The 13,384-nt window shown below is 43.6% G+C and carries 16 protein-coding genes; 10 read left to right on the forward strand and 6 right to left on the reverse strand.

The window, feature by feature from the left end; genetic code table 11:
- Positions 1-70 precede the first annotated feature (70 nt).
- From rnr to D0C36_RS02110, 5 genes are all read left to right on the forward strand, one after another.
- A complete protein-coding gene (gene rnr, locus D0C36_RS02090; RefSeq protein ID WP_117389931.1) occupies positions 71-2,209 on the forward strand; it encodes a ribonuclease R in 2,139 nt (712 codons plus the stop codon).
- 55 nt (positions 2,210-2,264) lie between these two features.
- A complete protein-coding gene (locus D0C36_RS02095) occupies positions 2,265-3,239 on the forward strand; it encodes a polyprenyl synthetase family protein (RefSeq protein WP_117389932.1) in 975 nt (324 codons plus the stop codon).
- A gap of 6 nt (positions 3,240-3,245) precedes the next feature.
- Positions 3,246-3,659 (forward strand): energy transducer TonB, encoded by a 414-nt coding sequence (locus tag D0C36_RS02100; RefSeq protein WP_117389933.1) that lies wholly within the window; start codon positions 3,246-3,248, stop codon positions 3,657-3,659.
- Between the two features lie 104 nt (positions 3,660-3,763).
- Entirely contained in the window at positions 3,764-5,362 is a 1,599-nt protein-coding gene (locus D0C36_RS02105; RefSeq protein ID WP_158557055.1) for a M1 family metallopeptidase, read from the forward strand.
- Positions 5,363-5,364: 2 nt separating this feature from the next.
- Positions 5,365-5,778: an energy transducer TonB gene (locus tag D0C36_RS02110; RefSeq protein ID WP_117389935.1), complete on the forward strand. Its 414-nt coding sequence runs from the start codon at positions 5,365-5,367 to the stop codon at positions 5,776-5,778.
- Positions 5,779-5,871: 93 nt separating this feature from the next.
- Here D0C36_RS02110 and rpmA read toward each other — a convergent pair whose 3' ends face one another.
- The 5 genes from rpmA to D0C36_RS02135 all read right to left on the reverse strand — a co-directional run bounded on the left by rpmA (position 5,872) and on the right by D0C36_RS02135 (position 9,133).
- Positions 5,872-6,294 carry a 50S ribosomal protein L27 gene (gene rpmA / locus D0C36_RS02115; RefSeq protein ID WP_117389936.1) on the reverse strand — a complete coding sequence of 141 codons (423 nt, stop codon included), beginning with the start codon at positions 6,292-6,294 and terminating at the stop codon, positions 5,872-5,874.
- A 50-nt stretch (positions 6,295-6,344) separates the two neighbouring features.
- Complete coding sequence (gene rplU, locus D0C36_RS02120; RefSeq protein WP_117389937.1) at positions 6,345-6,653, reverse strand: 50S ribosomal protein L21; 309 nt, start codon at positions 6,651-6,653, stop codon at positions 6,345-6,347.
- 100 nt (positions 6,654-6,753) lie between these two features.
- Entirely contained in the window at positions 6,754-7,203 is a 450-nt protein-coding gene (locus tag D0C36_RS02125) for a hypothetical protein (protein ID WP_233524387.1), read from the reverse strand.
- 99 nt (positions 7,204-7,302) lie between these two features.
- Positions 7,303-7,674, reverse strand: a complete 372-nt coding sequence (locus tag D0C36_RS02130) for a four helix bundle protein (RefSeq protein ID WP_117389939.1) — start codon at positions 7,672-7,674, stop codon at positions 7,303-7,305.
- A gap of 58 nt (positions 7,675-7,732) precedes the next feature.
- Positions 7,733-9,133: a dicarboxylate/amino acid:cation symporter gene (locus tag D0C36_RS02135; RefSeq protein ID WP_117389940.1), complete on the reverse strand. Its 1,401-nt coding sequence runs from the start codon at positions 9,131-9,133 to the stop codon at positions 7,733-7,735.
- A 49-nt stretch (positions 9,134-9,182) separates the two neighbouring features.
- On the opposite strand from D0C36_RS02135, the gene D0C36_RS02140 reads away from it, so the two are divergent.
- From D0C36_RS02140 to D0C36_RS02160, 5 genes are all read left to right on the forward strand, one after another.
- Positions 9,183-9,710 carry a hypothetical protein gene (locus tag D0C36_RS02140; protein ID WP_199501951.1) on the forward strand — a complete coding sequence of 176 codons (528 nt, stop codon included), beginning with the start codon at positions 9,183-9,185 and terminating at the stop codon, positions 9,708-9,710.
- A gap of 42 nt (positions 9,711-9,752) precedes the next feature.
- Positions 9,753-10,253, forward strand: coding sequence for an RNA polymerase sigma factor (locus D0C36_RS02145; RefSeq protein ID WP_117389941.1), 501 nt, complete (start codon positions 9,753-9,755; stop codon positions 10,251-10,253).
- Positions 10,240-10,830, forward strand: coding sequence for a hypothetical protein (locus D0C36_RS02150; protein ID WP_147321918.1), 591 nt, complete (start codon positions 10,240-10,242; stop codon positions 10,828-10,830). Before D0C36_RS02145 ends, D0C36_RS02150 begins: the two co-directional genes overlap by 14 nt.
- A gap of 348 nt (positions 10,831-11,178) precedes the next feature.
- Complete coding sequence (locus tag D0C36_RS02155; protein ID WP_117389943.1) at positions 11,179-11,409, forward strand: hypothetical protein; 231 nt, start codon at positions 11,179-11,181, stop codon at positions 11,407-11,409.
- The gene (locus D0C36_RS02160; RefSeq protein WP_117389944.1) at positions 11,409-12,359 is read left to right on the forward strand and encodes an aldo/keto reductase; all 951 of its coding nucleotides are present in this window, start codon (positions 11,409-11,411) and stop codon (positions 12,357-12,359) included. The genes D0C36_RS02155 and D0C36_RS02160 overlap by 1 nt, the downstream gene beginning before the upstream one ends.
- Before the next feature lie 81 nt (positions 12,360-12,440).
- Here the strand turns inward: D0C36_RS02160 and D0C36_RS02165 are convergent, their stop codons facing one another.
- Positions 12,441-13,355, reverse strand: coding sequence for a hypothetical protein (locus tag D0C36_RS02165; RefSeq protein WP_117389945.1), 915 nt, complete (start codon positions 13,353-13,355; stop codon positions 12,441-12,443).
- Between the last annotated feature and the right edge of the window lie 29 nt (positions 13,356-13,384).

Genomic DNA, 13,384 nt, shown 5'->3' on the forward strand with positions numbered 1-13,384 from the left:
TTGTAAATTGATTAATTAGGGTTAATATACAAAAGCAAGCACAATTCGTATCTTAGCGCAAGTTCTATCTATGTCAAAAAAGAAAAATAAAAATAAATCCATCGACCAGGTGCTTACGCAAATGGTGCTGGACATATTCGAGCAAAACGGCAATACGCCGCTCAACTATAAACAAGTATCGGCCAAATTAAATGTACGCGACCCAGAGGCCCGTGCCGTTATAAACGATATTCTGGATGAGGAAACCTTTAAAGGTGTACTTAAACAGATCTCTCCCGGTAAATTCCAGCTACTGGAAATGAAAACCTTTGTTGAAGGCAAGGTTGATCTCACTAATGATGGTTCGGCCTTCATTGTTACCGACGATGAGTTTGAAAGCGATATCTACATTGCCCCGCGCAAATTGCGCAACGCCCTAAACGGCGATTGGGTAAAGGTCTATGTGTACGCTAAAAGTCGTGGCAAACGCAAAGAGGGCGAGATCATTGAGATCCTTAAACGCCACAAAACCGAATTTACCGGTGTGGTTCGTTTGTCGGAACATTATGCATTCCTGCTGGCAGACGACCGCAAGATGATGCACGATATTTTCATCCCGCTGAGCGAGTTGAATGGCGCCAAAAACGGTATAAAAGCTGTTGCTGAGATAACAGATTGGCCGGCCGGTGCTAAGAACCCTGCGGGTCGCATCAAGCATGTGCTTGGTCAGCAAGGCGAGAATGATACCGAGATGAACGCCATTTTGGCCGAGTACGGTTTCCCGCTGAGTTTCCCTGCCGAGGTTGAACGCGAAGCTGAGGAAATACCGGATGTGATATCAGAAGAAGAAGTTGCCAAACGTCGTGACTTCAGGAATGTGCTTACCTTTACAATCGACCCATTTGATGCCAAGGACTTTGATGATGCCCTATCCTTCAAAAAACTGGATAACGGCAATTACGAAGTTGGTGTGCATATTGCCGATGTGGCCCATTACATTATCCCCGATTCAGCATTAGATAAAGAAGCATACGAACGCGCTACATCAGTTTACCTGGTCGACCGTGTGATACCAATGCTGCCCGAGCGCCTTTCAAACGGGTTATGTTCGCTTCGCCCTAAAGAGGATAAGCTATGCTTTGCCGCTGTTTTTGAACTGGATGAAGATGCCAATATCCAAAACGAGTGGTTCGGCAAAACAGTTATCCACTCAGACAGGCGCTTTACTTATGAAGAAGTGCAGGATGTAATTGAAACGCAACAAGGCGATCACACCGAAGAAATATTAAAACTGAATGCCTTGGCCTACAAACTTCGCGAACGTAAGTTTAAAGCCGGTGCCATCAGCTTTGAAACCACCGAAGTAAAGTTTAAGCTGGATGAGAACAGCAAACCTATTGGCGTTTATGTAAAAGAGCGCAAGGATGCCCACAAGCTTATTGAGGACTTTATGCTTTTAGCTAACCGCAAGGTGGCTGAGCACGTAAGCAAAATGGGCAAAGGCAAAAACAAATACACCTTTGTTTATCGTGCTCACGATTCGCCTAAGCCCGATGCATTGAACAGTTTTGCGCAGTTTGCGGCAAGGTTTGGTTACAAGATCAATACCAAATCTGATAAAGATATCGCCCGCTCACTTAACCACTTAATGGAAGATGTTGAGGGCAAAAAAGAGCAGAACGTGCTCACCCATTTGGCCATTCGCTCAATGGCTAAGGCTATATATACTACCAAAACAAGCAGCCATTACGGTTTGGCGTTTTCGCACTATACGCACTTTACCTCTCCTATCCGCCGTTACCCGGATGTGATGGTGCACAGATTGCTTTTCCACTACCTAAATGGTGGCAAAAGTGCCAATGCCGACCATTATGAGGAGCTTTGTAAACATAGCTCGGCCATGGAGAAACGTGCTGCCGATGCGGAGCGTGCATCGGTTAAATACAAACAGGCCGAGTACCTGCGCGACCAGGTTGGCAATGCATTTGTCGGCATTATTTCGGGCGTTACCGAGTGGGGTATGTACGTAGAGATCATTGAGAATAAATGCGAGGGCATGATACGCCTGCGCGATATAACCGACGATTTTTATACCTTAGATGAAAAGAACTTTGCCATCATCGGCCAGCGTAAAAAGAAAATTTACCAGCTTGGCGACGAAGTAAAAATAAGGGTTAAAAATGTAGATCTGACCAAAAAGCAGATAGACTTTACCCTGATAAATGATTAACAATTATAATGATTTAGTGATTGTCTGTTAAGACACATCCCCCGATCACGCTTTAATGAGACCACTCGACGAACTGCAATCGCTGATTGCCAATTCCGTAGCCGAACTTAAATTCCCCGAATACCCGGCGGAGTTATATGAGCCTATACAGTATATACTTGCCCTTGGCGGCAAGCGTATGCGCCCTGCCCTGCTTTTAATGGCCTGCGACCTTTTTGGCGGCGACGTTAATGAGGCCATGCCCCCTGCCCTTGCCATTGAGGTGTTCCATAACTTCACGCTGATGCATGATGATATTATGGACAACGCACCAAAGCGCCGCGGCAAAACAACCGTGCACGAGAAATGGAACAGTAATGTAGCCATCCTATCAGGCGATGTAATGCTGATAGAAGGCTACAAATTAATGATGCAGGTGCGCGAGGATATCCTGCGTACGGTGTTGGATATATTTAACGATACCGCTGTTGGTGTTTGCGAAGGCCAGCAACTGGATATGACCTTTGAAACCAATATCGATATCAGCATCGAAGAATACATCAACATGATACGCCTTAAAACGGCTGTGGTGTTGGGCGGTGCTTTAAAGATAGGTGCGCTTATTGGTAATGCGGATATGAAAGATGCCGATCTGTTATCTGAGTTCGGTATTAACCTTGGTGTAGCTTTCCAACTGCAGGATGATATTCTTGACGTTTACGGCGACCCTGAGAAGTTTGGCAAACAGGTTGGCGGAGATATCATCTCCAACAAAAAAACTTACCTGTTAATAAAAGCGCTTGAGCTGGTTGAAGGTGCAGATGCGCAGGAACTTGATCAATGGGTTACCTATAAAGACTTTGACCCCACAGAAAAAGTTGCGGCTGTAACCAAGATCTACAACAAAGCTAATATTCGCCACTACGCAGAAACCGAAATGCATGCGTATGCAGATAAAGCCTTCGCTGCTTTAGATAAGCTAAACTTACCGGAAGAAAACAAGCAATACCTGCGCGATTTTGCGGATGGGTTGCTGGTGAGGGAATATTGATAGAATATGCTGAAACGGCTGTATATAGTTCTGTTTTTGCTGACAGCATTAACTACTGTCAATGCTCAATCAGTTAGAAAAATCACTGACACTATTGTTTATACAGTAGTTGACCTGCCGCCACAGTTTCCGGGCGGAGATGTGGGTTTACTTAAATTTTTCTCTAAAAATTTCAGATTTCCTGACAGCACTGATCTGAATAATTATACTGGCCGGGTAGTATTACAATTATTAATTGAGAAAGATGGCAGAGTTTCTAAGTCAAGCGTTTATAAGTTAACTAAAAGTACTGTGGTTTCCCGCGCAGTAGCCCGGACTTTCGAAAAATCACCCAGGTGGAAACCTGGTATAAAAAACGGCAAACCTGTGAGATCTTTTTGCCTTGTGCCATTTTCTTGCATTATGCCTGCTGAAGAATAAAATTGTTATCATCCCCATCTCTCCCCACATAATTTTTACAAAGCATCCCGCCCGCAAATAGCAGCATCATGCTTATCTTTAAGCACACCATCATTCCTTTCATAATGAATAAATTCAAATTAGCAGGATTTGTGACCTGCTTATTCTCTGGTTTGGTTTTATGCGCCAATGCCCAAACATCAGGCGGCAAACTGAAGCCGGAACAAGCCATAATGGATGTTCGCCATTACAACATCGCTATCAACTGTAATTTTGATCAGAAATCAATCGACGGTAATACCACCGTAGACGTGATCATGAAACAGCCGGCTAAAACGCTGATACTGGATCTGTTGGATTCTCTGCACGTAAGCGAAGTAGCAGTTAACGGCAAGAAAGAACCCTTTGAACATAAGAACGGCCTCATTACCATCAATCTTAATAAAGAATTGGCTGCTGGTAAAGCTGCTATCAAAGTATTATACAACGGCAAACCACGCATTGCTAAAAGACCACCATGGGATGATGGATTTACCTGGACACAGGACTCTACCGGCCACCCCTGGCTGGCAGTAACAGCCGAACAAACCGGTGGCAAGATCTATTTCCCTTGTAAAGACCACCCAAGCGATGAGCCGAACGAAGGCGCCGATATGTACATCACTGTACCATCAAACCTGGTTGTAGCTGGCCCGGGGTTACTAAAAGGCGTTAGCAAAAAAGGCAGTACTGCTACTTATCACTGGCAAACCAAATACACCATTAACAATTACAGCCTGGTGTTTAATGCCGGCGATTACACCGTTGCCAAAGGTTCTTATAAATCTGTAGCCGGCAATACCGTTCCCGTGCAGTTCTATGTACTTAAAGAGCATGCTGCCCAAGGCCCTCATCTTGTGGATATGGTAATAAAAGCAGCACAGGCTAAAGAAAAATACTTTGGCGAATACCCATGGGCCAAAGAGAAACTGGGAATTGTGGAAACCCCTCACCTGGGTATGGAGCACCAAAGCATGAACGCTTATGGCAACAAATTCAGGTACACAAAAGTTGGCGGTCAAGATTTTGACTGGCTGATGTTCCATGAGTTTGGCCACGAATGGTGGGGTAACAAAGTAACCGCCCGTGATTGGGCCGATTACTGGATCCATGAAGGGATTGATACATACGCAGATGCATTGCCTATTTTGGATCTTGAGGGCCGCCAGGCATATATAGATCATTTTAAAAAATCGGCAATGGGCATCCAAAACAAGCAGCCTATTGTATTGGGTAAAGATATTGATGAAGCATCAGCCTACAACGGCGACATTTATAGCAAGGGTGGTTTCTTTATGCATACCCTGCATTATGTAATGGGTGATACGCTTTTCTTTAAAACGCTTAAAGGTTTGGCTACCGATCCGCAATTCACCTACGACCATCAGAATGTTACCGATGAGGTAGAGCAATACTTCAGCAAAGCTTACGGGCAATCACTAAAACCGTTATTTGATATGTACTTGCGTACTACAGATAAACTTGAGGTAAGTGTACGCGCCCGTTCTAACGATAAATACATGTTAAGACTGCAAAACATCAAAATGACTTTACCGGTAGATGTTGTAACCGATGCAGGTAAACAACGCCTGATGCTTACCGACGAGCCGCAGATCATCAGCAGTAAAACAACACCGGTTATAGATCCTGATGGCTGGTATTTAAAGAAAGTGATATTAGAATAATAATGAAATATCTATTGATCATCATTTGCGCTTTTACGTATACAAGTGCAAAAGCACAAACCGACACTCTGACAGCCGCAGATACTGCGGTATATATTGCAGTACAACAACCTGTAGAATTCCCCGGCGGGCCTGAAAAGCTAAAAACAACCGTTGCCAAAATGGTACGCTATCCGGCTGATGCCCGCGAAAAAAGAATTCAGGGCAAGGTGATAGTAAGTTTTATTGTTGAAAAAGATGGTAAATTAACCCATCTTAAAATATTACAACACCTTTCTGATGATACAGATGCTGAAGCCCTACGCGTTGTAGGCAATCTCCCAAAATGGAAACCGGGAGTTCAAAGTGGAAAAGTTATAAGGCAAGAGTGGACTGTTGCTGTGCCATTTTATTTAGGAGAATTTAAGATGTTTTAACAGTAGAAACCATACACTACTCTTGCACCAAAAAATAAACAAAAAGCCCCGATCAAATTGTGACCGGGGCTTTTCAATATCTGTAAGTTGAAATTACTCAGCAGCTGTTTCTTCAGCAGCATCAGCAGCTTCTTCTTTTTTTGCTTTTGGAGCAGCAGCTTTCTTAGCTTTTGGAGCTTCTTCAGCTACCGGAGCTTCAACAGCTTTAGTTGCTTTTTTTGCAGCAGCTTTAGGAGCAGCTACTTCAGCAACCGGTGTTTCTTCTAAAGGAAGTACTGATACGTATGAACGGTTATCAGCTTTCTTTTTGAAAACAACTTTACCGTCGATAAGAGCGAATAAAGTGTGGTCTTTACCGATACCTACGTTAAGGCCCGGGTTGTGTTGGGTACCACGCTGGCGAACGATGATGTTACCTGCAATAGCTGGCTGACCACCGAAAATTTTGATACCTAAACGTTTGCTATGCGATTCGCGGCCGTTTCGTGAACTACCGGCCCCTTTTTTGTGTGCCATTTCTTTATATTTTTAACAGGAAACGAGTCTCCCGCAAGTTTAAAATCTAATTATAATGAGATACCAGTGATCTCGATCTTAGTGAATTGCTGACGGTGACCGTTTTTCTTTTTGTAACCTTTTCTTCTTTTCTTTTTGAAGATAATTACTTTATCACCTTTTAAATGAGACACGATCTTAGCTGATACTTTAGCGCCTTTCAAATCAGAACCTAATTTGAATTTACCTTCGTTTTCTGCTAACAACACGTTGTCAAATTCAATATTAGCGCCTTCGTCTCCTTGTAAGCGGTGTACAAAGATCTGCTGGTCTTTCGCAACTTTAAACTGTTGCCCGGCTATACTTACTATTGCGTACATTGTTGATTAATTATTGTTTTAAAATTTGAGGTGCAAATATATAGATTAAAATCTAAATAAACAACGCGATTTTATTTTTATCGCTATTGCTTAAATGCACTTATTTTACGTTTCTAAGCCTTACCTCGTTCTCGTCGAGTTTCTTTTTGATCTCTTTAAGCAGGCGTTGATTGGCATCGATCAGCTTTTCGTTACCCTGGTAAGTTTCGTCGAATACCACGCGTTTGGTTTTGCGTTTGTACTTAAACTCGATAATGTAACGCATCGAGCGCTCTTTAGGATCTTTCTTGGTTTCGTTAGTCGGGAAATCCCAATAACCAAGTTCGGCAGCTTTGCGGTGCAGGTACAGCAGATCGTCCTTGCTCAGGTCCATGTGCATTTTAACTACCGAATCCTTGCGGTTAACAAACTGGTATTCGCCGGTCTCAGAGTTGTACTTGTTCAACAGGCTATCGTTGTAACCATACTCCAGTTTAAGGCCTTCAAACTCGGCAAACTTATATGGTGCATTTTTCACCATCATGCCGTAGTAGTAAACGCAGTACAACATAAACGGCACAACAATACTTAGAAGAAGAAATATTTTTTTAGCGCGATTAGACATCTTATAATAATGAGTGAATTAGCGAGGGAGTGAATTAATGAATAATTAATTTTTAGAAACTGCTTTTCTTGCAGACGATGTAACTTTTAAAATTTGATTTGCCTCGTCAACCAAGATTGCTATTTCGCTTTCTTTGACAATTTCGGCTTCTACAAGAACTTCCATCCAGGAAGCAGATTCATCTGCTTCCTCTACAACAATTGACATCTTAGAATGAAATTCAGTTTGTGATCTGGCCCTGCAGGCCGCACGGTAATTAGTACCAACTGAAGATGATGAACGCAACAATTGTCTTCCTATTATTTTCGCTTCTTCAGTTTTGGGTAAAGTTCTGAAGAATTTTATATTATCAACCACAAACTTCTTAGTCCGAGCCCTAAACGCTTCTACAAAAGCTTCTTTATCTGTATTTGTCATTTATAATCTAATGGTTTTTCCATTCATCGCTCATTCACTAATTCAATCATTGCCAGCATCACTCATTCACTCCTTCACTAACTCCTTCATTAGAAAGCTCCCCTTCCCATTTACTTACAACTGCCGTAGCCATTGCATTACCCAATACATTAGTTGCTGAGCGGCCCATATCCAGCAAGGGATCAATACCTATTAAAAGCGCTAAGCCTGCTTCTGGGATATTGAACATGGATATGGTACCGGCAATAACCACCAATGATGCACGCGGCACGCCTGCTATACCTTTACTGGTTATCATGAGTACCAGCAGCATGGATAGCTGTTGTTGAAACGACAGATGGATATTATACGATTGCGCCAGGAAAAGCGATGCAAAGGTCATGTACATCATAGAGCCATCAAGGTTAAACGAGTAACCCAATGGCAATACAAAACTTACTATTTTGTCTTTACAGCCAAAACGTTCTAACTCTAATAACACTTTTGGATAAGCGGCCTCGCTGGTTGAGGTGCTGAAAGCAATCAGGATAGCATCTTTTATCCTGCTTACCAGTTTAAACACACGGCCTTTTAAAACTGTAAAGCCTGCCAATACAATTACCAGCCAAAGCAGTATGAGCGAAAAATAAAACTCACTTATAAAAATAGCATAGGTCTTTAAAATACCCAGGCCCTGTTTGGCAATAATAGCAGTAATGGCACCGAACACCGCAAGTGGCGCCAGCTGCATTACGTAGCCTGTTATTTTAAGGATAACGTGTGCGATGGCATCCATCGCCTTTATTACAACCTCGCCCTTATCGCCTATGGCAGCGGTGGCCACACCAAAGAACAGCGCAAATACTACTATTTGTAATATCTCGTTATTGGCCATTGCTTCCACAAAGCTTTTAGGGAAAACGTGGTCTACAAAGTTGACCAGTGAAATTGAGGTTTTTGCTATATCTATACCTAAATGGCTATCCGGTAAAGGCAAATGCATAGCTTCACCAGGTTTGAAGAAATTAACCAGCATCATCCCCAACAGGAGCGACACCAGGGTTGCACTTAAAAACCAAAGAAGGGTTTTGCCTCCAATACGGCCTACCGACTTAATATCTCCAACCTTAGCAACACCTACCACCAGCGTAGTAAACACCAAAGGCGCCACGATCATCTTAATAAGGTTCAGGAACATCTTACTTAAAATGGTAAAAATCTCAAGCTTTCCTTCACGGGCTTTATCGGCATCCTTACGGATGGTGGCCTGCGCGGCGCGCTCCGTCTTTAAAGCTTTAAAAGCAATTGTGGTGGTATCGGTACTTGCGGTAATTTGCTGGTCTAATGTTTTTATCTTTACCTCGGCGGTGCTAATGCTGGTATTAATATTGTTAATAACGGTAGCATTGTAAGCATAGCCGGCAATAACGCCCAGCACCAGTGCTATAAAAATATATAAGGTAAGTTTGCTCTTCTGCATTTTTTATGTAGTGTGGCAAAAATAGGAAAATAAAGCTTAAGGTTAACGGATGAGTATAACTACCTACGGATTAGCGCAAATAAAGAAAGAATTGCAGCATTTACCTGCCGAGCAATTGGCCGAATTATGCCTGCGGCTTACCCGCTATAAAAAGGAAAACAAAGAATTGTTGGCCTACCTGCTTTTTGAATCGCATAACGAGCAGGCTTTTATTGAATCGGTTAAGGCTGAGGCTGGCTTTATGTTTAGTCAGTTACCTGTGCAAAGCTATTTTACAGCTAAAGCTCTCCGCAAGATCCTTAAACTGCTTAACAAATACATCAAATTCATCGGTAACAAAACAGCCGAGGTAGAACTGCTGCTTAATTTTTGCCAAAGCTATATGCAGTATGTGATAAGGCAAACTTCGCACAAACCTATCCGCCTTATACTCACCCGCCAGGTAGAAAAGATCCGTACCACGCTAAGCAAACTGCACGAAGACCTGCAGTATGATTATGTGAACGATTATGAGCAGGTGCTGAAAGACGCAGAGGAGAAATACCCTTGGTTCAGCAAAAAAAGTTACGAGTTGTAACATTTGATGCTTTACTTTGTCAAACTTATAAATTATTAACAAGTGGCAGATAACAACGAAGAAGCTTTCAGGCGAATATATGAGGCCAATTCAAAAAAGATCTTCCATTTGTGTTATGGTTACACAGGTGATGATGATGCGGCGAACGATCTTTTACAGGAAACTTTCCTGAAAGTTTGGCAAAATCTTCACAAATTCCGTAACCAGGCGCTAATATCAACCTGGATATATCGTATTGCAGTAAATACCTGTTTAACCTATTTGCGGTCGGAAAAACGACAGGCTAAAGACGAGTTAACGCCTCTTATAGCAGAAACTAAACGTGAGGAGTTTTCTGAAAAGAATGAGCAGGTTGCTTTGCTGTATAAGTGTATATCAAAACTTGAAGAATCGGAAAGAATTATAATTACGCTGGTGCTTGATGAGGTGCCGTATCCCGAAATTGCTGAGGTTTCGGGTATATCAGAGGGAAATTTGAGAGTGAAGATCCATCGTATTAAACAAAAACTGACAGAGTTATATAATCAATATGAAAGACTTTGATCACTTAATGTCGGTTTGGCAGGCGCAGCCGCCCAAGGAGCACCTTTCTGTTGACGAAGTTGTTAAACAGGTAAAAAGGGGCATCCGCAGCTTTACGTCGCGGTTATATTGGAGCATTGTGGCCATGATAGCCACAGTGGCAGCTGCATTTATCCTCATGTTTTTTATTGCGTTTAAATCACCAGCCACAACAATTGGTATATTGATCATACTGGTAGCCATGGCAATGTACCTGTACTTCATGATACGCCACTACCAAATTTTAAACAAGCACGACCTTACCCAAAACCCTATCGACTATCTTGATAGTCTTAAAAAATACCAGAAAGACCGCTCGCGTACTATTGGCTGGTTCTTTTATTTCTATACTTTATTGATAAGCGCCGGATTAGCCCTTTACTTCCTCGAAGTATTAGAAAATGCGCCGCCATCGTTCAAGATTATTACTTACAGCTCTATCATTCTATGGTTCCTGTTTAACACTTTTTACATTAAACCACGTATGTTTAAAAATGAAGAAGAGAAACTGAACCTTCTGATAGACCGCCTGGAGCGCCTGCAGCAACAGTTTGACTAATTACACCTTTTCATTCTGAGCGAGGGCGAAGGATCTGCACACTCAAGTTAATTTACTGACAAAACCTTATCATTCACAAATAACTCATAATCAATATATTGAAATTACTAACAAAATCTTGTCAGTAATAAATAACTAATAATCAAGCGTTGACGATTGTTCACGGATGTTCATGCCGTGAACGTGAACACTGCCATCGCTGGCGTACGCGTGCGGCGTGTGCCTTCCGCAATTTATTAAGCTCATCTTCAAATCAGGCAAATCAAGGTTCAAAAACGCGAGATCACATCCTCATAAAAATCACACAAATCAGCGGCCGGCTTGTTAAAATTTAAACTACTTACAATTATGGAAGAATTTGAAGCAGTGCTTACCGGCACAGATACTGATGTTAACGGAACCGTTATCAGCAACGCCGGCGCATATACATTTAAAGCGATAGACGATAGTTTAGAACTCACCATTGCCCGCGATACTGAGGGTAACTGGGAACGCATTGGTGGTACAGAGCCATACTTATCCGGCTGGATTGATGAACTGGCCGAACAGATACACACAAACAACAGCAAAGTGATATAATGGAAAAACGTGAATTAGGAAAATCGGGAATTGAGGTGCTTCCGCTATGTTTTGGTGGCAACGTTTTTGGCTGGACCATTGACGAGAAAACCTCTTTCAAATTATTGGATGCATTCGTAGATAAAGGTTTCGACTTTGTAGATACCGCCGATGTGTACGCCCGCTGGGCTAACAACGGCGTTGGCGGTCAATCGGAAACCATTATAGGCAACTGGATAAAACAAGGCGGCAAACGCGATAAGATCATACTTGCCACTAAAGTAGGCAAGCCAATGGGCGATGATAAAAAAGGCCTTTCTAAAGCATACATCATGCAGGCGGTTGATGCCTCACTAAGCAGGTTAAAAACGGATTATATTGACCTTTATCAATCGCACGATGATGATAGCGATACGCCTTTAGAAGAAACGCTTGAAACCTTTACCGAACTGATAAAGCAAGGTAAAGTACGCGCTATCGGCGCCAGTAACTATGGTCACCAGCGTATACGCGAGGCTTTAAAAGTGAGCGAAGATAACGGCTTCGCCCGCTACGAAACCCTGCAGCCCGAGTACAACCTGTACGACCGCGAAGATTACGAGCGCCAGTACGAAGCATTGGCGCACGAAGCTAACCTTGGAGTAATAACCTATTACTCGCTCGCAAGCGGTTTCCTCACCGGCAAGTACCGTTCTGAGAATGATCTGGATAAAAGCAAACGCGGCGGCGGTATTAAAAAATACCTGGATAACCGTGGCTTTACCATCCTACGCGCCCTGGATGAAGTAGCTGAAGAATACAACAGCACGCAAGCAAGCGTGGCTATTGCCTGGGTAATGGCAAGACCGGGCATCACGGCCCCTATTGCCAGTGCTACAAGTGTAATACAACTTGATGACCTGGCCAAAGCTGCCGAACTGAAGCTTAGCCGCGAAACCATAGAAAAACTAACAAAAGCCAGCAGCTACTAAGCTACCGGCCTTAAAAAAAGCAAAAGCCTTCGGAGAATATCTACCGAAGGCTTTGCTGTTATATAATAGAGGCGGTAAGTTTTAGAAACGTGTAGGGCGTGCGCTCACACCGCCATTATTTTGTGCTAACTGGTTAGCGAAACCACCACGGTTGCCACCACCGTTATCGCGATTACCACGGCCGCCTCTGCCGCCGCCATCATTGCTTCGGCCATCGTTGCCGCGGCTTGGTTGGCTCCAGCCACCACCGTTATTGTCATTCCCCCGGCTTGGCTGTTGTGGTTGTTGCTGGCCGCCGTTCCATCCGCCGCCATTATTGCGTGGTTGGCCCCAACTGCCGCTGTTTCCTCTGTTATCGTTATTAGGTTGCTGGCCTCTGCCCCATCCGCCGTTGTTATCACGGTTGGGTTGCGGGCGGTTCCAGTTGTTATTATCAGGCCTGCCCCCCCCCCAATTGTTGTCGCGACCACGGTCTGGCCTATCCCAACCGTCGCGGTTATCGTTAGGGCGGTTGTAGCCGCCGTTGTTCCAGCCATTACCGCGGTTATCGTAAGGTCTGCCGGCGTAAACGTCACCGCGTCTGCTCCAATCGCGACCGCGGTTAAAGTCTCCGCCCCAACGGTTGCGGTAAACATCGTGGTTAAAGTACGGGCGGCGAGATCTTATCTCGTAGTGGCGGAATGAGCGCCAGTCGTAGTTGCGGTAAGCGCCCGGCAGGTAAGCAGCAGATACCCACTGGCCGCTGTTCATATAGTAATAGCAGTGGCGCGGTACGCTGTAGTAGGCCTCAACCTCGGGCAGGTAATAATAATCATCGCTGTCGTCAAAATCATCATTATCATAAACCATTACGGGCTGTGGCGGTGGCGGCGGTGCAGGGGCGTACACCGGCCTTGCAGGAATGTTGAAACCAAAGTGTATAGATATCTGGGCTTGGGCGCTATTGTAAAACAAACTGCCAAATAATATTGCTGAAAGTAAAACTGACCTTTTCATATCGCTAAAGATTTTATATCAATATGACG

Origin of the sequence: Mucilaginibacter conchicola, assembly GCF_003432115.1 — a bacterium.
Taxonomy (GTDB): Bacteria; Bacteroidota; Bacteroidia; order Sphingobacteriales; family Sphingobacteriaceae; genus Mucilaginibacter; species Mucilaginibacter conchicola.